Raw genomic sequence first — 20,871 nt, 5'->3', positions numbered from 1 at the left:
CGGTGACGACACGCCCGTCAGTCCGGTCCGGCGACGACCGGGGCCCGCGACGGGTCGAGCGCACCGGCGAGCCGGTCCAGGGCCGGGGCCGCCGCCCGCAGCGTGACGGCGTCGGCGTCGTCGAGGTCGTCGAGGGCAACCCGGATCTGCCGCGACCAGGCCGCGACCAGCAGCTCCCGGTGCCGGGCGGCCCGCGCCGTGGGGTGGAGCAGGGCACGACGACCGTCGGCCGGGTCGGCCCGGCGCTCCACGAGGTCACGTTCGACCAGCGATCGGACGGTGGTGCTGACGTTGCTGGCCTGCAGGCCGAGCCCGCGCGCCACCGTCGAGACGGGATGCCCGGGACGCGCGGCGACCCACCGCAGGACCTCGTGCTCGGACCCGGTGATCGCGTCCAGCCCGACCGCGTGCTCACCCGCCGCCCGCAGCACGCGCGACAGGTCGTGCACGGCGTCCACCATGGCCGCCCAGTCGTCGTCACGCTCCTTGACCTCGGTCACAGACGCGATACTACGCGACAGGTCATATATACCTTCATAGGTAATCGTCACAGGAGAGGACAGTCATGACCGTGGGTACCGAGCAGGCCGCGCCGAGGACGGTGCGGGGCCGCACCGTCCCGGACGGCGTGTGGATCAGCGTCCTCGCGCTGCTGACGGCCGTCGCGCCGCTGGCCACCGACATGTACCTGCCGGTGCTGCCGACGGTGGCGGCCGAGCTGGGGACCTCGGCGTCGGCGTCGCAGCTGACCCTGACCGCGTTCCTGGTGGGGCTGGCCGTCGGGCAGCTGGTGATCGGCCCGCTCTCGGACAGCTGGGGGCGGCGACGCCTGGTCGTCGCCGGCACCGTGCTGCTGTTCGTCGCGTGCCTGGCGAGCGCGGTCGCGCCGTCGGTCGCGGTGCTCGTCGTCGCCCGGTTCCTGCAGGGCTTCGGCGGGGCGGCCGGCCTGGTGCTGAGCCGGGCGATGATCTCCGACCGCACCACCGGTGCGCGGACCGCGCAGCTGTTCTCACTGATGATGGCGATCAACGGGATCGCGCCGGTGGTGGCACCGGTGATCGGCAGCTCGCTCGGCGGGGTCGTCGGCTGGCGGGGCATCTTCGTGGTGCTGGCCGGGCTGGCCCTGCTGATGCTGGTGTCGTCGCTGGTCGCGGTGCACGAGACGTTGCCGGTCACGGCCCGCAGCACCGGCGGTGTGCGACGGACCTTCGCCGACGTCGGCGCGCTCCTGCGCCGCCGTCGCTACGTCGGCTACGTGCTGGCCTTCGCCACGGCGTTCTCGATGATGTTCGCCTACATCTCCGGGTCGCCGTTCGTGCTGCAGCAGACCCTCGGCCTCTCGACGACGCAGTACGCCCTCGCCTTCGGGGCGAACGCGGCCGGCCTGGTGCTGGGCAACGTCGTCAGCGGCCGGCTCGCCGCGCGGATCGCCCCACGGCGCCAGCTCGTGACGGCCGTCGGCGGACTGGTGGTGCTGTGCGCGGCCCTGCTGGTCGTCGCGCTGCTGGGAGCGGCGCGCTGGCCGGTGCTGGTGCTGCTGTTCGCGACGCTGACGACGCTGGGCTTCGTGATGGGCAACAGCGCGGCGCTGGCCACCGGTGAGGTCCGTGACCGCGCCGGGGCCGGCTCGGCCCTGCTGGGGGCCACCCAGTTCGGCCTCGGGGCCCTGGTCTCGCCGCTGGTCGGGTCGAGCGCGACGGCGATGGCCGTGACCATGCTGACCGCGGCCGCGCTCTCCGCCGTGTCGCTCGCCGCCCTGACCCGCGGGGCGACCGCGGCCGACTGAGCCCGCCCGGGCTCGCCCGCGGCACCGCCCCGCCGCGCCGCCCGGCCGAGCCGACCCGCCGCACCGACCGACCCGCCGCACCGCCGATCCGTCCCGCCGCGCGTCGGACGCGCGCCGAGATGCAGCTCAGCGGGAGTTGTCGATCTCTGCGGCCCGCTGAGGTGCATCTCGGCGCACCGCGACCGACCCGGGGCGCGGCGCGGACCGCGACGCGCACCCCGCGACGCGCGAGGCAAGAGGCGCGAGGCACGAGACGCGAGGCGGGCGAACGACGGGACGCGGGAGCGTCGTCAGGGGGCGGTGATCTCCACCGGCAGCCCGGGGTCGGCGAACGAGACCGTGACCGCGCCCGGGACGGCGGCACCGGCTGTCCGCGTCCCGGTGGCCGGGGCCTGTGGCTCCAGACGCAGCCGGAGCAGCCGTCCGCGGTCGGCGGGGGCGGCGTCGGGGGCGCCGAGCCAGGCGGTGAACCGCGGGGTCGGCGAGACCAGCCCGGCGAGCTCGTCGAGACGGGTCCCGACCGCCGGGTCCGGGGCACCGGCCCGTGCGGCGGCGAGGTCCACGGACCCGGTGTAGGTCGTCGCGGCGACGCCGTCGACGTCGGTGGTCCCCGGCGCGGCGACGACGTCGCGCAGGCCGGGGGCGGCGTGCAGCATCCCGCCGACGGCGCCGACCGGGACGAGCCCGGTGGACAGCGGCTGCCAGCGGTCGCTCCCGCCGAAGCGGACCCAGGCACGGTCGTCGAGCACCCTGACCTGGGCGCCACGGGTGCCCAGGGCCACGGTGAGGTCCGCGGCGAACGGGGTGAAGCGGGCGGGACCGGAGGCACGCACCGGGCCGGTGACCGAGTCCAGCTCGACGTCGACCCGCGCCGAGCCGGCGTCGACGAGCGCGGTGCCCGCCGCGGCCACGGCGTCCTGGGCCGACGGTGCGGCGACGGCCGCGGGCGGGGCGCCGTCCGCGGCAGGCTCCTGGGCACCGCCGGTGCACCCGGCGAGCGCGAGCAGGACGAGCGCGCCGCAGGCGGCGGCCGCGCGACGACCCCGGCTCACGAGGCGGATTCGGTCTGCTTGCGCCAGCGGATGCCGGCCTCGATGAACTCGTCGATCTGGCCGTCGAGCACCTGCGAGGGGTTGCCCTCCTCGTGCTCGGTGCGCAGGTCCTTCACCAGCTGGTACGGGTGCAGCACGTAGTTGCGCATCTGGTTGCCCCAGGAGGACCCGGCCTCCTTGAACGAGTCGCGCAGCTCGCGCTCCTCCTGGCGCCGCTTCTCCAGCAGCTTCGCCTGCAGCACGGCCATCGCCGAGGCCTTGTTCTGCAGCTGGGAGCGCTCGTTCTGGCAGGCGACGACGATCCCGGACGGGATGTGGGTCAGCCGGACCGCGGAGTCGGTGGTGTTGACGCCCTGACCGCCGGGCCCGGAGGCGCGGAACACGTCGACCCGCAGGTCCTTCTCGTCGATCTCGATGTGGTCGGAGGTCTCGACGACCGGGGCCACCTCGACACCGGCGAACGACGTCTGGCGCCGGCCCTGGTTGTCGAACGGCGAGATCCGCACGAGGCGGTGGGTGCCGGCCTCGACCGACAGCGTCCCGAACGCGTACGGGGCGTGGACGGCGAAGGTGGCCGACTTGATGCCGGCCTCCTCGGCGTAGGACGTCTCGTAGACGTCGGTGCCGTAGCCGTGCCGCTCGGCCCAGCGCAGGTACATGCGCAGCAGCATCTCGGCGAAGTCGGCGGCGTCGACCCCGCCCGCCTCCGAGCGGATGGTCACCAGGGCCTCGCGCTCGTCGTACTCGCCCGAGAGCAGCGTGCGGACCTCCAGCGAGGAGATCTCGCTGCGGAGCTTCGCGCGCTCGGCGTCGGCGTCGGCGACCGCGGACTCGTCGCCCTCGTCCTCGGCGAGCTCGTAGAGCACGGGCAGGTCGTCGAGCCGGCGGCGCAGGTCGTCCAGCCGGCGCAGGTCGCCCTGGGCATAGGCCAGCCGGCTGGTGATCTGCTGGGCGGCGTCGACGTCGTCCCAGAGGTCCGGCCGGCCCGCCTGCTCGGACAGTTCCTCGATCTCCTGGCGCAGCCGGGGCACGTCGGCGACGGCCTCGATGCTGGACAGCGTGGTGTCGAGGTCCTTCAGGTCGGCCTGGACGTCGGAGTTCACAACGGTCGAGGGTACGCGGGGTGCGCCCCGGTTCAGTCCTGGGGGATCGCGTCGATCAGCTTGATCATCGCCCGGGTGTGGGCGACGGCGAAGTCCGCGACCGGGCGGCCGTAGGGGTCGTCGGTCGCGCGGGCGGCGGCACGCGCCACCGCGAGCCGCTCGGCGTAGGCCTCACGGGCGGCCGCGACCAGCTCGGTGCGCTGCTTGACCGTCAGCGTCCCCGCGTGCAGCAGCCGCAGCACCAGCGGGCTGCGGACGGCGTCGGCGTCGCCGCCGGTGGCGAGCCAGTGCTTGAACGACCGCTTGCCCGCCGCGGTGATCACGTACTGCTGGCTGGCCCGCGGGCCCTGCTTGCCCAGACGCAGCAGCGCCTCCTCGGTCAACGCGGGCAGCTCGCGGTAGACCTGGCTGCGGGTGACGGAGAAGAACAGCCCGAACCGCTCACCGGCCGCTGCCACCAGCTGCCCGCCGGTCATCGGCCCTCCGTGGAGCAGGCCGAGGAGAGCGGCGGCGGTGGCGTTGACCGGTGTGACGGGTGCCATCGTCCGACGGTCCCACGTCCGGGCCGGGCGCGCGAGTCCACAGCGCACATCCGCCCTGAGCAGACGGCGTGCACTGTGGCCTCGCGCCGGCCTCGCGCCGGCCTCCGGCCCGGCCGCGGTGAGCGGGCCGGGCCGGACGAAGCGCGGCCCGTGGACGGGTCAGGCGCCGACGGTCAGGGAGGCGATCCGCTCGCGGGAGACGGCGACGTCGCCGTACTGGCCGGCGAGCCGCTTGGCGCGCTTGTAGAAGAAGTGCGCCTCGTGCTCCCAGGTGTAGCCGATGCCACCGTGGAACTGGATCATCGCCGCGGTCGTCTGGAGCGCCACGTCGCTGCTCTTGGCCTTGGCGACGGCGACGGCGAGCTCGGCGTCGTCGAGCCCGGTGTCCACCGCGTGCGCGGCGTAGAGCGCCGCGTGCTCGGCCATCGTGACCCCGACGTGCAGGTCGGCCAGCGCGTGCTTGAGCGCCTGGAACGACCCGACGGGCACACCGAACTGGGTGCGCTCGCGGTCGTAGGCGACGGTGCGGGTCAGCGCCTCGCGGGCGATGCCCACCAGGTCCGCGGCGACCAGCACGGTCGCCCGGTCGGTGAGCAGCCGCTGCAGCTCGACGGTGGTGCCGGGCAGCGCCTCGGCGGTCCCGCCGCTGCACGACGCGAGCCGGGTGGTGCCGTCGTAGCTGCCGACCGGCGACGCCGTGGCTCCGGTGACCAGCGCCAGCCCGGGCAGGCCGTCCTCGGCCGGCGCGACGACGACGTCGGCCAGGGCGCCGTACTCCACCACCGGCAGACCGGTCGCGGCGCTGCCCCGGGTGGTGAACGCGCCGACCGCCTCGCCCGCGGCGAGCTTCGGCAGCCAGGCCGCCTTCTGCTCGTCGGAGCCGGCGAGCCGGATCGCGTCGGCGGCCAGCACGGTGCCGCGCCACGGGCCGGGCGCGACGCCCGCCCCGAGCGCGCGGGCGATCACCTGGGCCTCGACCAGGCCGAGACCGAGGCCGTCGTGGTCCTCGTCGACGGTGACCGCGGTCCAACCCTGCTCGCCGGCCGCGCGCCACAGCGACGCCGGGTTGCCGTCGTCGGACGGGTTCTCGACGACCGTCCGCACGGCGGCGAGGTCGAACCGCTGCGCCAGGTAGTCGCGCACCGCGGCGCCGAACTCCTGCTGGTCGGAGGTGAGTGCGAAGAACATCGGTGGCTCCTCCTGCGGATCAGCGGGGCAGGCCGAGCACGCGCTCGGCGGTGACGTTGCGCTGCACCTGGGACGAGCCGCCCCAGATCGTGACCGAGCGCGACCACATGGCCTGGGCGTGCAGCGGACGCAGGTCGGTGCCGTCGGGCAGGGCGTCCAGCGTGGCGTCCTCGCCGAGGATCCGGTCGTAGACCTCCCAGAGGTCCTGGAACGCCTCGGACCACTGCAGCTTGGTCATCGACGCCTCGAAGCCGAGGTCGCGGCCCTGCTCGACCTGGGTGAGCACGTGCATCGAGTGCAGCCTCAGGCACTCCAGCTCGGTCAGGACGCGGGCCAGGTCGTCGCGGATCACCGGGTCGTCGGCACGGCCCAGCTTCCGCGCGACGGCGGCGATCTCGTCGTACTGACGACGGAACTCGGTGTACTGGGAGATGCCGGACGCGCCGCGCTCGAAGGACAGCAGCAGCATCGCGGTGCGCCAGCCGTCGCCGATCTCGCCGAGGCAGTCGGTGACCGGGACGCGGGCGTCGTCGAAGAACACCTCGCCGAACTCGCTGGCCCCGCTCATCTGGCGCAGCGGCCGCGCGGTGACGCCGGGCTGGTTCATGTCGATCAGCAGCATCGAGATGCCGCGGTGCTTCTCCGACCCGGCCTCGGTGCGGACCAGGGTGAAGATCTTGTCGCCGTGCACGGCGTTGGTGGTCCAGACCTTCTGTCCGTTGACGAGGAAGTCGTCGCCGTCGCGGACGCCCTTGGTGGACAGCGCGGCGAGGTCGGAGCCGGCGCCGGGCTCGGAGAAGCCCTGGCACCACACGACCTCGTTGCGCAGCAGCGGGCCGATGATCTCCTTCTTCTGCGCGTCGGTGCCGATCGCCATGACCGTCGGCGCGAGGAAGGTCAGGCCGAGCGGGTTGACCGTGCGCGGCGCCTGGGCGCGGACGGTCTCCTCGTCGTAGATGGCCTTCATGCCGGGGGTGCCGCCGCGACCGCCGTACTCGACGGGCCACTGGATGCCGGCGAACCCGGCGTCGGCCTTGTCCCGCTCCCAGTCGCGCCGCAGCCGGAAGCTCTCGGAGTCCTCCAGTGACTCCCAGAACCCGGGGCGGGTCCACTCGTCGGGGATGTGGGCGCGGAGCCAGGAGCGCAGTTCCTCGCGGAACTCCTCCTCGGCGGGGGTGAAGGTCAGGTCCATGGATGCACCCGTTCTGCGTGTGAGGTCGGCACTGTCCCGCCCCGGAGCCTTCCATACCCGCCGGTAACCTGCTTCCCACGGCGTGCCCGTGGCCGGTGGCGGTATGCGCGGAGTACCATTCCGGTATGCGCAGCGAGCGGGTGACGGTCACGCTGCCGGCCGAGCTGGTGGCAGAGGCGAGGGACGCGGTGTCCCGCGGATCGGCGGCGAGCCTGTCCGCCTACGTGGCGGAAGCCGTGCAGGCACGGCAGGACCGGGACCGTTCCCTGGCCACCCTCGCGGACCTCTACGGCGGTCCCCCGCCGGCCGACGAGCTGGATGCCGCGCGCCGTTCGCTGCGCCCGGTTCCGCCCGTGGCCGTCGGCTGAGCCCGCGATGATCGGCGGACGCGTCCTCGATGCCTCGGCTCTGGCGGCCTTCGCGACCGGTCGTCCCGTCTACATGCGCGCCCTGGTGTGGGCCGCGGTGGAGGAGAACATCGTGCTCGCGGTGCCCAGCGCCGCCCTCGGCCGCGCCTGGTCGATGGTCGACGCCGAGCACCACGCCGCGTTGCAGGTCCTACTGGGCCTGCCGAACACCGTGATCCACGAGCTCTCCCCGGAGAGCGCCCAGGAGGCCGGGCTGCTGCTCGCCTCCCAGGGGCTCGACGACATCGTGACCGGCCAGGTCGTCACCGCCGCCCGGCGCCGGGGCTGGCCCGCGGTGACCGGGGACCCGGGGTCGCTGCGCAAGCTCGACCCGATGGTGCCGATCGAGGAGCTGCCCTGAGGGTGCTCAGGCACTCTCCTCGCGCAGCCGGGCCCGCAGGCGCGCCAGCTCGTCGTCGGTGAGGCCGTTCTCCTGCAGCCAGCCGACCGGGCCGCCGTGGCGCTCGTCGAGCAGCCGCAGGAACTCGGCCATGACCTCGGCCCGCGGGCGGTGCCGGTCGAGCTCGTCGGCGGGCGGCATGGGCTCGCCGGAGGCGGTCGTCCACTTCTCGAACAGGGCGTCGATCCGGGTCGCGGACAGCGCGTAGTCGGCGGTGATCTCCTCCCGCGGCACCCCGACCGCGGCGCACACCAGCGCGACGAGCACCCCGGTGCGGTCCTTGCCCGCGGCACAGTGGACGACGGTCGTGCCGGAGTCCAGGGCCGCGATCCGGCGGACCCCGTCGACGACGTACTCCCCCCGGCCCTCCAGGTAGGCGAGGTAGTGGCCGAGCATCGGGTCGAGCGCCGCGTGGGCGTCCCCGGTCTCCGGCAGCGCGATGCCGGTCTCGGGGATGAAGCTGAGCCGGTGCACCGGCACCCCGGCGTCGGCGAGCGCACCGAGGCCGTAGGTCGTGCGCTCGCGGTCGGTGCGCAGGTCCAGCACCTGGACCACGCCCAGCTCGTCGGTGAGGTACGCGACGGCGGCCGGGCCCAGCCCCTCCAGGGACTCGGTGCGCAGCAGGACGCCGGTGCGGACGCGGCCCCCGCCGTCGAGCGGGAGGCCGCCGACGTCACGGGCGTTGGCGAGGCCGTCGACGGTCAACCAACGGTCCGGTACGAGATCGGTCACGACCCCAGGTTAGGCATCCCGGCCCGCCACGGCAGCGGTCGCGACCCAGGGTTCACCGGCCGTGCACCGGCGGGCGACGCAGCGCGGCGGGCAGCGTCCGGGCGCCGTCGCCGTACGCGGCGGCGGCGTCGTCGGGGTTGACCAGACGGCAGGTCGTCATCGACAGGCAGCCGCAGCCGATGCAGCCGTCGAGGCCGTCGCGCAGGGCGGTCAGCGCCTCGATCTGCTCGTCGAGCCTGCCGCGCCAGGACCGCGACAGCCGCGCCCAGTCCGACCGGGTCGGTGTGCGGTCGGCGGGGAGCGCGTCGAGGGCGGTACGGACCTCCTCCAGCCCGATCCCGATGGACCGGGCCGCCCGGACGAACGCGAGCCTGCGCAGCACACTGCGCCGGTAGCGGCGCTGGTTGCCCGAGGTCCGGGTCGCGGAGATCAGCCCCTCGCGCTCGTAGTAGCGCAGCGCCGAGTGCGGGAACCCGCTGCGCTCGACGATCTCCCCGATGGTCAACAGGTCGCCCGTGTCCATCCCCGTCCCCCGTCCGCCACCCCGCCGCGGCCGTCCCCGCGCGCCGCTCCGCGCACGGGGACGGCCCGTGAAAACCTTGAGCCAACTCAAGTATTGCGCCGTTCGTCGCCTGCCCGCCACCTGCGGAGACCACCGTCCGTCGGCCGGGTTGCACCGTCCATCGGGTTGCCTCGCGCACACGCTCAAGATCACGAAACCGGTGAACGGTGCCTGTCGCGCGGCGACCGACAACCCCGGTGCTGGACCCCCGGGGCGGGGGCCTCTACGGTTGTCCCCAGTCATCACGGCCCGATCACGAGCGGGCTGGAGCCGGACTCCCCGACCGGCTCACCCGGGACCCCCGACCCGGCCGTTCGTGCGCGGTGCCGTCCGTGATCTGAAAGGCGTTTCCTTGACCGGACACCGCTCCCCCGGTGGCCACCACGGGTTCCCCCGATCCGTGGCGACCACACCCGCAGCAACGGCCGCTGCGCCGTCCCTCCGCTCGCCGCGGCACGGTGGCCCCGCGCACGCCGCACGGCGTGCGGGCACCCGCACGGCCGCCACCGGCGCCGCGTTCGGCGTGCTCGCCTCCGGCGCGTTCGCCGCGATCGTCCCGACCACTCTGGACGGGACCTCCGCGCAGGCCGACGCCGAGGAGGGCGGCACCACCGCCGCGACGACGCTGGCCGCGTACTCCGCGAACATCCCGTCCGCCACGAAGGCCACCGACGGCTCGACCTCCGGCTTCTTCAGCCCGGTCTCCTTCGTCCAGTCGTCCGCCGCGTCGGGCACGCTGCAGTCCGCGGCCCCCGCCGCCGACGCCGACCTCGCGTCGCTGGGCAAGGCGCACGAGATCGCGACGAAGATCGCCGCCGAGCACGCCAAGGCCGCCGCGGCCGAGCAGGCGCGCGCAGCCGAGAAGGCCCGGATCGACGCGATCGTCGCCAAGGGCGGGCTGGACGGCTGGATCGCCGAGGCCCTGGACCACATGGGGCTGTCCCAGTCCTACGCGGCCGGGCTCAAGCGGATCATCCTCAAGGAGTCCAACGGCAACCCCAACGCCATCAACAACTGGGACTCCAACGCCGCGGCCGGCAACCCGTCCGAGGGCCTCATGCAGGTCATCCCCTCGACGTTCGCGGCCTACGTGCACCCGGACTTCGCGGACCGGTCGATCACCGACCCGATCGCGAACATCACCGCGGGCGTCCGGTACATGATCGACCGCTACGGCATCGACACGCTCGACGCGGGTGGCCGGGTCGGCAGCCACGGCGGATACATCGGATACTGAGCGACACCCTGACCCATGACGGCGGTCACCGGGGGAACCCGGTGACCGCCGTCGTCGTTGAGCGGCCGGGACGTAAACTTTCCTTTACCCGACCGTGCCGAACGAGGAGCTGCCACTCGTGACGTCTCCCGGTGGAGCACCCGCCGCCCGCACCGGAACGACCGCCGGCGGTGCCACGCGTTCCCGGTTCCGTCCGGAGCTGCAGGGCCTGCGCGCCCTGGCGGTGCTGCTGGTGGTCGTCTACCACGTCTGGGTCGGCCGGGTCTCCGGCGGCGTCGACGTGTTCTTCCTGATCACCGGCTTCCTCATCACCGGTGGCCTGTACCGGGCCGCGGCGCGGGGCGGGATCGACGTGCTCGCCACCTGGCGACGGCAGTTCTCCCGGCTCCTGCCGGCGATGACGGTGGTCCTGACCGCGGGGGTGGTGGCCGGGTTCTGGCTGCTGCCGGAGAACCGGTGGATGCCGACCGTCCGGGAGACGGTCGCGTCGCTGCTGTTCCTGCAGAACTGGGAGCTGGCGCACAACTCGGTCGACTACGCGGCCCGCGACAACGCGGCGAGCATCGTCCAGCACTTCTGGTCGCTGTCCATCCAGGGCCAGTTCTACCTGCTCGCGCCGCTGGTCGTGGCCGGCGTCGCGATCGCGACCCGGCGGGACGGGGCCGACCTGCACCGCCGGCTCACCGGCACACTGCTCGCCGTCGGCGGGGCGTCGTTCGCGTACTCGGGGTACCTGACGCTGGTGAACCAGCCGCTGGCCTACTTCCACTCCGCGACGCGGATCTGGGAGTTCGCGCTCGGCGGGCTGCTGGCGCTGTGGATCTCCCGGATCGAGGACCGGCCGGAGCTGACCCCCGGCACCCGCGCCGTGCTCGGCTGGGGCGGCGTGGTCGCGCTGGTCTCCTGCGGGATCCTGCTGCAGGTGGACCGCGCGTTCCCCGGCTGGGCCGCGCTCTGGCCGACGCTGGCCGCGGCGATGGTGCTGGTCGCCGGGCGGTCCGGGCACCGGTTCGGCGTCGACCACCTGCTGTCGGGACGGGTGCTGCGCACGATCGGCGACCTCTCGTTCCCGCTGTACCTGTGGCACTGGCCGATCCTGACGCTCACGCTGGTGCGCACCGGGCAGGACCGACTGGACCTGGAGCAGGCGCCGCCGTGATCGCGGTGTCGTTCGTGCTGGCCTGGCTGACCCACCGGTTCGTCGAGCAGCGGGTCGCCGCGCTCGACGTACGCCGCGCGCTGCGCACCGGCGGGGTGCTGGCGCTGACGGTGCTCGTCGCCGCGGGGTCCTGGTACGGGCTGGCCACCGCGCGGGCGTCGACGCCGGTGCTGGCGGGCTCGCCGTCGCACCCTGGCGCGGGGGCGCTGTCCCCGCAGTTCGACCTCGCCTCGCTCGACCCGGCCGACGCCGAGCTGACCCCGTCGCTGGTGCAGGCGCCCGACGACTGGAGCTACCACGGCACCAGCTGGGACTGCGGGCCGTCCGAGCACGGCGCGGAGCTGGAGGTCTGCACGGTGCCCGCGCCGGACCCGGAGACCTCGGAGCGGACGGTCGCCGTGGTCGGCGACTCGCACGCCCAGCAGTACGCCGCCGCGCTCGCGGTGATCGCCGAGCAGCGCAACTGGTCGATGGTGGGCATGTTCCGCGGGGCCTGCCCGATGTCGGTGCGCTCGGAGACCGTCGCCGACGACCAGGGCTGCACCGACTGGAACGCCGCGGTGCACGACCAGCTGGTCGAGATGCACCCCGACGCCGTCCTGACCCTCGCCAGTCGCGACGTGCGTCCCGGGCTGCACGAGCAGACCCCCGAGGGGTTCGTGCAGGCCTGGCAGCGGCTCGACGCGGCCGGGATCCCGGTCGTCGCGGTCCGCGACAACCCGCGGTTCGACTTCAACGTGGTCGACTGCGTCGCCACGCAGGGCCGGGGCGCACCGGACTGCGACGTCGACCGGCACACGCTGTACCAGCCGTACCCGCCGTGGTCGGTGGTCCCGGGCGTCCCGCCGAACGTGGTGTTCGCCGACGTGTCCGACGGCATCTGCGACCCGGCGCTCTGCCGCAGCGAGGTGGGCAACGTGCTCGTCTACATGGACGACAACCACCTGACCGCGACCTACGCCGAGACCCTCGCCCCCACCCTGTCGACGGCCTTCGACCACCTCGGCTGGTGAGCCTCAGGCCGGGCGGAGGCTCCGCCCGGCCACCGAGACGACGTCGCCACGGCGGAGCTGGGCGCCACGACGGTGCTCCGGCGCCCCGTTGACGGTGACCTCGCGCGCCTCGAGGATCTCGCGGGCGTCCGCGCCGTCCTCGGCCAGTCCGGCGAGCTTGAGGAACTGGCCGATCCGGATCGGCTCCTCACGGATGGGGACGTCCTCGGGGATCGGCTGTGGTGTCGACATGCACCCAGTGTCCCCGCCGTAGCATCACCCGGCGTGGGTGACCACTACTTCAGCGCCACGCCGTCCGTCGCGAGCCACCGCGGGTCGGTGCGCCTGCACACCTCCGACGTGGATCTGTCGCTGGTGACCGACACCGGGGTGTTCTCGCACAGCCGCCTCGACCGCGGGACGAAGGTGCTGCTCGACACCGCGCCGATGCCGCCGGTCCGCGGGCCGCTGCTCGACGTCGGCTGCGGCTACGGCCCCATCGCGCTCACGCTGGCCAGCCGGCGCCGTCGGCTGCCCGTGTGGGCGGTGGACCTCAACGAGCGCGCGCTGGGCCTCACCCGGGAGAACGCCGAGGCGGCCGGGCTGGGCAACGTGACCGCCTGCCGGCCCGAGGAGGTTCCCGACGACGTGACCTTCGCCGGGATCTACTCCAACCCCCCGATCCGCTCGGGCAAGGCCGCGCTGCACGAGCTGCTGCTGCGCTGGCTCCCGCGGCTCCTCCCCGACGGACGGGCCTACCTGGTGGTGGCGAAGAACCTGGGCTCGGACTCGCTGCAACGGTGGCTGAGCGACGAGCAGGGCTTCCCGACGACCCGGCTCGCCTCCGAGCGCGGCTATCGGGTGCTGGAGGTCGCACCGGCGCCCTGAGCGGGCGGGAGCAGACCGTCGACGAGCGCGTCGACGACGGCGTCGGTCGGGGTGTCCGGGTCGATGGACAGGGTCAGCCGGTCCAGGAGCAGGCCGTCGACCGCGTAGTGGAACAGCGCGATCTCCGCGGGCCCGCCGGGCAGCCCCGCGGCCCGGTTGTAGGCGACGTCGCCGGCGAACGCCGCGCGCAGCCACTCCCCCATGACCTCGGCGACCTCCGGCCGCCGGGCGGCCTCCAGGCGCAGCTCGAACAGCGCCAGCGTCACCTCGGGTTCGGCGCCGAGCCGGCGCACGACGTCGCGGATGTGGTCGGCGAACATCGCAGGCCCCGCCTCCCCCGCCCGCAGCCCGGCGACGGTCTCCGGGTCCGGCGCCAGCCGCTGCCCGATCCGGTCGGCCAGCGCACGGACGAGCTCGGCGCGGGTCCGGAAGTAGTTCGACGCCGTGCCGGTCGGGACACCGGCCTCCCGGTCCAGCGCGCGGTGGGTCAGCCCCCGGGCGCCCTCGCGGGCCAGCACGGCCAGCCCGGCGTCGGCCAGCCGCTGCCTGCGGTCGTCGTTGCGTGCCATACGGGCACCGTAGACGAACCACGACGCCTGTTGTACTTTCGATCAACCACGACAGCAGTCGTGGTTGATCGACCCCGGAGGTCTGCCCGTGCGTGAGCTCGTCTACTACGTCGCGGTGTCGCTCGACGGCCGCATCGCGGCCCCCGACGACACCTTCGACGCCTTCCCGCAGACCGGCGACCACATCGACATGATCCTGCGCGACTGGACCGACACGATCCCGGCCGTCGGGCTGGAGATGCTCGGGCTGACCGCGGACAACACCCGCTTCGACACCGTGCTGATGGGGTGGAACACCTATGCCGCAGGCCTGTCGGTCACCGTCGACCCGTATCCGCACCTGGAGCAGTACGTCCTGTCCCGCAGCCGCCCCGCCGACGCGGTGCCCGCCGGGATCACCCTGACCGGGCGCGACCCGGTGGAGCTCGTCCGCGAGCTGAGACGCCGCGACGGCGCCGACATCTGGCTCTGCGGGGGCGGGCGGCTCGCGACCGCGCTGGCGGGCGAGATCGACCGGCTGGTGCTCAAGATGAACCCGGTCGTCCTCGGGGCGGGCAAGTCCCTGTTCGACGACGCCGGCGGGTACCACCCGCGGTCCTGGGAGCTGGTGCGGTCGACGCCGTACCGCTCGGGCGTGGTCGTCGCCGAGTACGCGCGGACCCCCTGACAGGACGAAGGCCCCCGGGGTGTCCCCCGGGGGCCTTCGTGAGTGGTAGCGGGGGCAGGATTCGAACCTGCGACCTCTGGGTTATGAGCCCAGCGAGCTACCGAGCTGCTCCACCCCGCGCCGTCCGGGACCGCGTGCGGTCCCGTCTGTGTTGTCTCACCTCTGTGGTGTGTCCCCACCGTACACCGGACGTTCACCGGCCCCTCGGGGGGGGTCGGTTCCGGTGTCCGGGGACCTCGCAACGACGAAGGCCCCCGAGGTGTCCTCGGGGGCCTTCGTGAGTGGTAGCGGGGGCAGGATTCGAACCTGCGACCTCTGGGTTATGAGCCCAGCGAGCTACCGAGCTGCTCCACCCCGCGCCGAACGGAACCGCGTGCATTCCGTCTGTGTTGTAGGCACAACCCTACACGCCGGGCCGGACCCCACCCGCAGGGGGGTCCGGCCCGACGAGGACCAGCCGCGATCAGCCGCCGGCGCTCTGGAACGCCGCGACCGCACGGTCCAGCGCCGCCAGCGCCTCGCCCTGCTTGGCGAAGTCACCGGACCGCTGGGCCGCCTTGAGGTCGTTCAACGCCGTGCGGATCTGCTGTGCCGCGGTCGCCTGCGCCGCATTGGGTGCCGCCGGGGTCTGGGCGCCCTGACCGTTCGGCGTGGTCGGGGTCGTGGGCGTCGTCGGCCGGCCGGGCTGCCCGGTCGTCGGGGCGGCTCCGCCGGCGGCGGCACCGGCGCCGGCGCCGAACACCTCGTCGAGAGCCCGGGACAGGCTCGCGTCGTAGCCGAGCCGGTCGCCGTAGAACACCAGGACGCGGGCCAGCTGCGGGTAGGTCGAGTTGTCCTGCCCGCCCGCACGCTCGATGTAGACCGGCTCGACGTAGAGCAGACCACCGGCCACCGGCAGCGTCAGCAGGTTGCCGTAGTCGATCGTGGTCTGGTTCTGCCGTAGCAGGTTCAGCTCCGACGACACCTCGGGCGAGCCGAGGAACCGGGCCTGGACCTGCTGCGGGCCGAGCGTCTGGGTCTCGTTCGGCAGCTGCAGCACGGTCAGCTTCCCGTAGGTGTCGGGGTCCGAGCTGGCCGAGACGTAGGAGGCGAGGAACTGCCGCCGCAGGCTGACCAGCGCACTGGTCAGCTGGAACGACGCGCCCTCCTGCCCCGGCAGCCCCGCGTAGATGTAGTACGGGGGCTGCGCGTCCTGGCTGCCGCCGTTGCCGCCCTGCACGGTCGGGTCGGACGGGACGTCCCAGAACGACACGGTGGAGAAGAACTCGTTCGGGTCGTCGACGTGGTAGCGGGTCAGCAGCTCACGCTGGACCTTGAACTGGTCCTCCGGGTAGCGCAGGTGGGCCTGCAGGTCCGGGGTGATCGCCGAGCGCGGCTCGACCGTGCCCGGGAACGCCTTCTCCCAGGTCTGCAGGACCGGGTCGGTCTCGTCGAAGGCGTAGAGCTTCACGGTGCCGTCGTAGGCGTCGACGGTGGCCTTCACCGAGTTGCGCAGGTAGCTGATCGTGTCGTTCGGCAGCTGCTGGCCGTTCGGCCCGAGCCGCGAGTCCGACGTGGCGTCACCCAGCTGCACGCGCTCGGCGTAGGGGAAGTTCTGCAGCGTGGTGTAGCCGTCGATGATCCACTGCACCCGCCCGTCGACGACGGCCGGATACGGGTCGTTGTCCAGCGTCAGCCACGGGGCCACCGCCTGCACGCGGTCCCGCGGGTTCCGGACGTACATGATCTTCGAGTCGGCGTTGATCGAGTTGTTGAACAGGATGTTCCGCTCGCCGTAGGCCAGCGCGAACACCGTGCGGTTGAACAGCCCGCCGATCGGGACGCCGCCGGCCCCGGTGTAGGTGTACTGCGCCTCGTCGGAGTCGTACTCCCGCGGCGGGGTGCCCGGCTCGGCGCCGACGATCGAGTACTGGTTGTCGAGCAGCTCGCCGTAGTAGATGCGGGGCTGCTGGACGGGCACGAAGCCCTGCTGCTGGGTGTCGGAGACCTGGAAGTTCGGCAGGCCGCCGGAGCCGCCCGCGTCCTCCAGCGCCTCGTTCACCTGGTTCGCCGGCGCGGCCACGATCCCGTTGCCGTGGGTGTAGACCAGGTGCCGGTTGATCCAGTCCTGCTGATTGTTGACCAGGCCGTTGGCGTTCATCTCGCGCGCCGCGACGATGTAGTCGCGGGTCTGGCCGCCGACGGTGTAGCGGTCGATGTCCAGGTTGGGCGAGAACCCGTAGAAGTTCCGTCGCTGCTGGAGCTGGGTGAACGTGCGGTTGAGCTTGCCCGGGTCGAGCAGCCGGATGTTGGGGATGGTGTCGGTGTCGGCCCGGACCTGGGCCGGTGTGGCCTCCGACGTGCCCGCGTAGGGCGTGATGTCGACCTTGTCCGGCCCGATGCCGAAGGCGTCCCGGGTCGCCGCGATGTTGCGTTCGATCGACGGGGCCTCGTTGACGTTCGCGTTGGGTGCGACGACGAACTGCTGCAGCACCAGCGGGAACGCCGTTCCGACCAGGATCGAGGACACGACGAGCATGACCACGGCGACGGCCGGGATCTGCAGGTTCTGGCGGAACGCCGCGACGAAGAACGCCAGCGCACAGATCACCGCGATGACCAGCAGGATCAGCTTGGCGGGCAGGACCGCGTTGAGGTCGGTGTAGGTGGCGCCGTAGAACGTCTGCGCGTTCCGGTTGGACCACAGCAGGTCGTAGCGGTCGAACCAGTAGGCGACGGCCTTGAGCAGCACGAACACCCCGGCGAGCACGGCGAGCTGGGCCCGCGCGGCGGTGGAGACGAAGCCGGAGCGGCCCGACAGCCGGATGCCGCCGAAGATGTAGTGGGTCACCAGCGCGAGCACGAAGCAGATCGCGACGGCGACGAACAACCAGTTCAGGCTCATCCGCAGGAACGGCAGGGTGAAGGCGTAGAACCCGATGTCGTTGCCGAACTCGGGATCGGCCCGGCCGAACGGGGTGCCGTGCAGGAACATCTGCACGGTCTCCCACTGCGCCGGCGCCGAGAGACCGGCGATCAGCCCGATCACGACCGGCACGCCGACGGCGAACAGGCGCAGGCGCTGGATGATCGTGGTCCGGTAGCGCGCGACCGGGTCCTCGGGGCCGGACACCGGCACGAAGACCGGGCGGTACCGGTAGGCCAGCCACAGCGTCAGCGCGACCAGACCACCCACCACCAGGGCCACGACCCCGAAGAGCACGATCTGGGTGAACAGCCGGGTGAGCTGGACGCTCCGGAAACCGACCTCGCCGAACCACAGGTAGTCGACGTAGAAGTTCAACAGCCGCGAGCCACCGAGCAGAAGCACTACGAGGACGCCCGCGGCGACCAGCAGGATCCGGGTTCGGCGGGTCAGCGACGGCGCTCCCACAGGGGGCCGCATGGACGACACGGGCACACTCCACAGTTCGGGTACGACACGTGGAGAGCGCGGCCGGCTGGGGTGACGGCACGGTTCTCCGAGGGCAACTGTACGGAGGTTCGGTGAAGTCGCCGTCGGGTCCCGGCGTGTCGGGACGAAAACGACACATCGGGCAGCTCGGCACCGGCACCCCGACCCGCATCGTCGCAGGACGGACCGGGGTCGGGCGCACCCCCGCCGTCGCACGATCGTAGGGTTCCGTCCCGTGGGCGTTCGATCTTCGACGTGGGTGACCGCGGTCCTCGTGCTGCTGGCCCTCACCGCGGTCGGGACGGTGGTCCCCGCGCCGGTCGTCGCCCTCGGGCCCGGGCCCACGTTCGACACCCTCGGCGAGGTGGACGGCACGCCCGTGGTGTCGGCGGAGGGGCTGCCGACCTACCCGACGACCGGGCACCTGAACATGACCACCGTCGGCGTCACCGACGGGATCTCGACGCTGCGGGCCCTGGGCATGTGGGCCTCGGGCACCTACCGGCTCGCGCCGCGCTGGTCGCTGTACCCGCCCGGCGAGTCCACCGAGCAGGTCACGCAGGCCAACCAGCAGGAGTTCGACGGCTCGATCGCGAACGCCGAGGCCGCGGCGCTGAACCACCTCCACCTGCCGACCCGGGTCACGGTCGGCGCGCTGACCCCCGGCTCGCCGTCGGCGGGGGTGCTGGAGCCGGGCGACGAGATCCGCGCCGTCGGCGCGACCCCGGTGACCTCGGTCCAGGGGCTGCTCGACGCGATGGGCGCCGCGCGCCCCGGGGAGCCGGTCACGCTCACGATCCGGCGCGGGGACGCCGCGCCGAGCCGGGTCACCGTCACCCCGGCCGCCCACCCGGACGACCCGGCGCGGGCCTTCCTGGGCATCACCCCGGCCACCTCGCCCGCCGAGGGGCAGAAGCTGACCATCTCCCTGGGCGACGTCGGCGGCCCCTCGGCCGGCCTCATGTTCAGTCTGGCGCTGGTCGACAAGCTGACCCCGGGCCCGCTGACCGGCGGCCGGTTCGTCGCCGGCACCGGCACCATCGACGCGGAGGGCCGGGTCGGCCCGATCAGCGGCATCCGGTTCAAGATGCTGAAGGCCCGCGAGGTCGGCGCGCAGACGTTCCTGGTGCCGGCCGCGAACTGCGCCGAGGCCGCCGAGGACGCACCCGACGGGCTGCAGCTGGTGCGGGTCGGGACCCTCGACGAGGCGGTCGGCGCGCTGACCACCCTCGACACCGGCGGTACGCCCGCCGGATGCTCCTAGTTCCCCGGTCCGCCCACAGCGAACACGGCCCCACCAGGCCCGATCCACCGGCCGTGGGGCGGCGACCACCCCCCGGCCCCGCGTACGGTGGACGCCATGAGCGACGTCCCCTTCGGCTTCGGCCCCGCCGACCGTGACCCCGACCGCGAGCCCGGCGACCAGCCCGACTCGGGTTCCGGCGACGCCTCCGGCAAGGACGGGGGTGCGTCGGGCACGGGTGGGAAGGGTGAGCCCGAGGGCCCGAAGGACCCGTTCGGCTTCGGGTCGCACCCGCAGTCCGACGACCCCTCGGGGCCGTCCAGCGGCGCGGGCCAGAACCCGTTCGCGGCGTTCGGCATGGGCGGGCTCCCCGGCATGCCGGGCATTCCCGGCGGCGGCCAGTTCGACATGAGCCAGCTCGGCCAGATGCTGTCCCAGCTCGGCCAGATGCTCTCCAGCAGCGGCTCCGGCGACGGTGGGCCCGTCGACTACGACCTCGCCGCCCAGATCGCCACCCAGCAGCTCGCGCAGTCGACGTCGTCGCTCACCGACGCCCAGCGCAGCGGGGTCGCCGAGGCCGTGAAGCTCGCGGAGCTGTGGCTCGACCCGGCGACGTCGTTCCCCTCCTCCGGCGGCGAGGTGAAGGCCTGGACGCCCTCGGACTGGGTGCGGGCCGGGATGCCGACCTGGAAGCGGCTCTGCGACCCGGTGGCGACGCGGCTGTCCTCGGCCTGGGTCGAGGGACTGCCCGAGGAGGTCCGCGGCGCGGCCGGCCCGATGCTGGGGATGCTCGGCAAGATGGGCGGGATGGCGTTCGGCAGCCAGCTGGGCCAGGGCCTGGCCCAGCTCGGCAAGGAGGTGCTGACCTCCACCGACCTCGGCATCCCGGTCGGCCCGGAGCGCACGTCGGCCCTGCTGCCCGAGGCCGTCGCCCGGTTCACCGAGGGCCTGGACCGCCCGGCCGGCGAGGTCACGCTCTTCCTCGCCGCGCGCGAGGCCGCCCACCAGCGGCTGTTCACCCACGTGCACTGGCTGCGCGAGCGGCTGCTCGGCGCCGTCGAGGAGTACGCCCGCGGCATCACCGTGGACACCTCACGTATCGAGGAGCTCGCCCGCGGGATCGACCCGTCGAACCCGGAGTCGATCCAGGAGGCCATGCAGTCCGGCATGTTCGAGCCGGAGGACACCCCGGCGCAGAAGGCGGCGCTGGCCCGGCTCGAGACCCTGCTCGCCCTGATCGAGGGCTGGGTGGACACCGTCGTCGCCGAGGCCCTGTCCGAGCGCCTGCCCGGGGCCGAAGCGATGCGCGAGACGATGCGTCGCCGTCGCGCCTCGGGCGGACCCGCGGAGCAGGCGTTCGCGACGATCGTCGGGCTGGAGCTGCGGCCGCGGAAGCTGCGGGCCGCGGCGGACCTGTGGAAGCTCCTGGGCGCCGAGCGCGGCGTCGAGGGTCGCGACGCCGTCTGGGCCCACCCCGACCTGATCCCGTCGGCCGACGACCTGGACGACCCGGCCGCCTTCGTGCGCGGCGGCACGGCCGGCGGGGCCGTCCCGGACGACCCGATCGCCGAGCTCGAGCGCCAGATGGCGGCCGACGCGGAGAAGGACGCGGAGAAGGCCGAGTCGTCCGGCACCTCGTCGGACACCTCGTCCTCGGGCACCTCGGACTCGTCCGGGTCGTCGGAGAAGCCCTCCTCGGAGGACACCGACGGCACCGACGGCGAGGACGGGTCGGGCCGGTCGGGCTCCTGAGCCCGG

General features: G+C 73.4%; 21 protein-coding genes and 2 tRNA genes. 10 read left to right on the top strand and 13 right to left on the bottom strand.

The window, feature by feature from the left end; translation table 11 throughout:
• Positions 1-17: 17 nt before the first annotated feature.
• The gene (locus Ae717Ps2_RS03660; protein ID WP_020625917.1) at positions 18-500 is read right to left on the bottom strand and encodes a MarR family winged helix-turn-helix transcriptional regulator; all 483 of its coding nucleotides are present in this window, start codon (positions 498-500) and stop codon (positions 18-20) included.
• Between the two features lie 65 nt (positions 501-565).
• Between Ae717Ps2_RS03660 and Ae717Ps2_RS03655 the strand changes: the two genes are divergently transcribed.
• The gene (locus Ae717Ps2_RS03655) at positions 566-1,786 is read left to right on the top strand and encodes a multidrug effflux MFS transporter (RefSeq protein ID WP_075308058.1); all 1,221 of its coding nucleotides are present in this window, start codon (positions 566-568) and stop codon (positions 1,784-1,786) included.
• Between the two features lie 290 nt (positions 1,787-2,076).
• Here the strand turns inward: Ae717Ps2_RS03655 and Ae717Ps2_RS03650 are convergent, their stop codons facing one another.
• The 5 genes from Ae717Ps2_RS03650 to Ae717Ps2_RS03630 form a co-directional block, all read right to left on the bottom strand.
• Entirely contained in the window at positions 2,077-2,838 is a 762-nt protein-coding gene (locus Ae717Ps2_RS03650; RefSeq protein ID WP_075308060.1) for a hypothetical protein, read from the bottom strand.
• A complete protein-coding gene (gene prfB, locus Ae717Ps2_RS03645) occupies positions 2,835-3,941 on the bottom strand; it encodes a peptide chain release factor 2 (RefSeq protein WP_060713113.1) in 1,107 nt (368 codons plus the stop codon). The genes Ae717Ps2_RS03650 and prfB overlap by 4 nt, the downstream gene beginning before the upstream one ends.
• Positions 3,942-3,973: 32 nt before the next feature.
• Positions 3,974-4,483, bottom strand: a complete 510-nt coding sequence (locus Ae717Ps2_RS03640) for a helix-turn-helix transcriptional regulator (RefSeq protein ID WP_020621783.1) — start codon at positions 4,481-4,483, stop codon at positions 3,974-3,976.
• Positions 4,484-4,642: 159 nt separating this feature from the next.
• The gene (locus tag Ae717Ps2_RS03635) at positions 4,643-5,671 is read right to left on the bottom strand and encodes an acyl-CoA dehydrogenase family protein (RefSeq protein WP_075333016.1); all 1,029 of its coding nucleotides are present in this window, start codon (positions 5,669-5,671) and stop codon (positions 4,643-4,645) included.
• Between the two features lie 19 nt (positions 5,672-5,690).
• The gene (locus Ae717Ps2_RS03630) at positions 5,691-6,863 is read right to left on the bottom strand and encodes an acyl-CoA dehydrogenase family protein (RefSeq protein ID WP_075333015.1); all 1,173 of its coding nucleotides are present in this window, start codon (positions 6,861-6,863) and stop codon (positions 5,691-5,693) included.
• 125 nt (positions 6,864-6,988) lie between these two features.
• Between Ae717Ps2_RS03630 and Ae717Ps2_RS03625 the strand changes: the two genes are divergently transcribed.
• Both Ae717Ps2_RS03625 and Ae717Ps2_RS03620 read left to right on the top strand, forming a co-directional pair.
• Positions 6,989-7,231 (top strand): hypothetical protein, encoded by a 243-nt coding sequence (locus Ae717Ps2_RS03625; RefSeq protein ID WP_020621780.1) that lies wholly within the window; start codon positions 6,989-6,991, stop codon positions 7,229-7,231.
• 7 nt (positions 7,232-7,238) lie between these two features.
• The gene (locus Ae717Ps2_RS03620) at positions 7,239-7,631 is read left to right on the top strand and encodes a hypothetical protein (RefSeq protein ID WP_020621779.1); all 393 of its coding nucleotides are present in this window, start codon (positions 7,239-7,241) and stop codon (positions 7,629-7,631) included.
• Between the two features lie 6 nt (positions 7,632-7,637).
• Here Ae717Ps2_RS03620 and Ae717Ps2_RS03615 read toward each other — a convergent pair whose 3' ends face one another.
• Together Ae717Ps2_RS03615 and soxR are read right to left on the bottom strand one after the other, a co-directional pair.
• Positions 7,638-8,402 (bottom strand): tyrosine-protein phosphatase, encoded by a 765-nt coding sequence (locus tag Ae717Ps2_RS03615; RefSeq protein WP_060713116.1) that lies wholly within the window; start codon positions 8,400-8,402, stop codon positions 7,638-7,640.
• A gap of 52 nt (positions 8,403-8,454) precedes the next feature.
• Positions 8,455-8,925 carry a redox-sensitive transcriptional activator SoxR gene (soxR, locus tag Ae717Ps2_RS03610; RefSeq protein WP_020621777.1) on the bottom strand — a complete coding sequence of 157 codons (471 nt, stop codon included), beginning with the start codon at positions 8,923-8,925 and terminating at the stop codon, positions 8,455-8,457.
• A 439-nt stretch (positions 8,926-9,364) separates the two neighbouring features.
• On the opposite strand from soxR, the gene Ae717Ps2_RS35950 reads away from it, so the two are divergent.
• The 3 genes from Ae717Ps2_RS35950 (at position 9,365) to Ae717Ps2_RS38820 (ending at position 12,373) form a co-directional block, all read left to right on the top strand.
• On the top strand, positions 9,365-10,201 hold the full coding sequence (locus Ae717Ps2_RS35950; RefSeq protein WP_083695606.1) for a transglycosylase SLT domain-containing protein: 837 nt from the start codon (positions 9,365-9,367) through the stop codon (positions 10,199-10,201).
• A gap of 118 nt (positions 10,202-10,319) precedes the next feature.
• Positions 10,320-11,360: an acyltransferase gene (locus tag Ae717Ps2_RS38825; RefSeq protein ID WP_233147430.1), complete on the top strand. Its 1,041-nt coding sequence runs from the start codon at positions 10,320-10,322 to the stop codon at positions 11,358-11,360.
• A complete protein-coding gene (locus tag Ae717Ps2_RS38820) occupies positions 11,357-12,373 on the top strand; it encodes an SGNH hydrolase domain-containing protein (protein WP_233147429.1) in 1,017 nt (338 codons plus the stop codon). The genes Ae717Ps2_RS38825 and Ae717Ps2_RS38820 overlap by 4 nt, the downstream gene beginning before the upstream one ends.
• A 3-nt stretch (positions 12,374-12,376) precedes the next feature.
• On the opposite strand, the gene Ae717Ps2_RS03595 is transcribed toward Ae717Ps2_RS38820, so the two are convergent.
• The gene (locus Ae717Ps2_RS03595; protein ID WP_075308070.1) at positions 12,377-12,604 is read right to left on the bottom strand and encodes an RNA-binding S4 domain-containing protein; all 228 of its coding nucleotides are present in this window, start codon (positions 12,602-12,604) and stop codon (positions 12,377-12,379) included.
• 33 nt (positions 12,605-12,637) lie between these two features.
• Here Ae717Ps2_RS03595 and Ae717Ps2_RS03590 point away from each other — a divergent pair, with 33 nt between their 5' ends.
• Positions 12,638-13,240, top strand: a complete 603-nt coding sequence (locus Ae717Ps2_RS03590; RefSeq protein ID WP_020621771.1) for a class I SAM-dependent methyltransferase — start codon at positions 12,638-12,640, stop codon at positions 13,238-13,240.
• On the opposite strand, the gene Ae717Ps2_RS03585 is transcribed toward Ae717Ps2_RS03590, so the two are convergent.
• Positions 13,207-13,809 (bottom strand): TetR/AcrR family transcriptional regulator, encoded by a 603-nt coding sequence (locus tag Ae717Ps2_RS03585; RefSeq protein WP_075308072.1) that lies wholly within the window; start codon positions 13,807-13,809, stop codon positions 13,207-13,209. The genes Ae717Ps2_RS03590 and Ae717Ps2_RS03585 overlap by 34 nt on opposite strands.
• 88 nt (positions 13,810-13,897) lie before the next feature.
• Between Ae717Ps2_RS03585 and Ae717Ps2_RS03580 the strand changes: the two genes are divergently transcribed.
• Positions 13,898-14,476: a dihydrofolate reductase family protein gene (locus Ae717Ps2_RS03580; RefSeq protein WP_075308074.1), complete on the top strand. Its 579-nt coding sequence runs from the start codon at positions 13,898-13,900 to the stop codon at positions 14,474-14,476.
• A 43-nt stretch (positions 14,477-14,519) separates the two neighbouring features.
• On the opposite strand, the gene Ae717Ps2_RS03575 is transcribed toward Ae717Ps2_RS03580, so the two are convergent.
• From Ae717Ps2_RS03575 to Ae717Ps2_RS03565, 3 genes are all read right to left on the bottom strand, one after another.
• Positions 14,520-14,596: transfer RNA gene (locus Ae717Ps2_RS03575), tRNA-Met, on the bottom strand.
• 162 nt (positions 14,597-14,758) lie between these two features.
• Positions 14,759-14,835: transfer RNA gene (locus tag Ae717Ps2_RS03570), tRNA-Met, on the bottom strand.
• Positions 14,836-14,939: 104 nt separating this feature from the next.
• Positions 14,940-17,861, bottom strand: coding sequence for a UPF0182 family protein (locus tag Ae717Ps2_RS03565; RefSeq protein ID WP_075334155.1), 2,922 nt, complete (start codon positions 17,859-17,861; stop codon positions 14,940-14,942).
• A gap of 268 nt (positions 17,862-18,129) precedes the next feature.
• Here Ae717Ps2_RS03565 and Ae717Ps2_RS03560 point away from each other — a divergent pair, with 268 nt between their 5' ends.
• Positions 18,130-19,134 (top strand): PDZ domain-containing protein, encoded by a 1,005-nt coding sequence (locus Ae717Ps2_RS03560; RefSeq protein ID WP_083695605.1) that lies wholly within the window; start codon positions 18,130-18,132, stop codon positions 19,132-19,134.
• A 96-nt stretch (positions 19,135-19,230) separates the two neighbouring features.
• A complete protein-coding gene (locus Ae717Ps2_RS03555; protein ID WP_075333014.1) occupies positions 19,231-20,865 on the top strand; it encodes a zinc-dependent metalloprotease in 1,635 nt (544 codons plus the stop codon).
• Positions 20,866-20,871 lie beyond the last annotated feature (6 nt).

Origin of the sequence: Pseudonocardia sp. Ae717_Ps2 (assembly GCF_001932475.1) — a bacterium.
GTDB lineage: Bacteria > Actinomycetota > Actinomycetes > Mycobacteriales > Pseudonocardiaceae > Pseudonocardia.
Note: the sequence above shows the minus strand (reverse complement) of the source record. Positions and strands in the feature narration are given on the sequence as shown.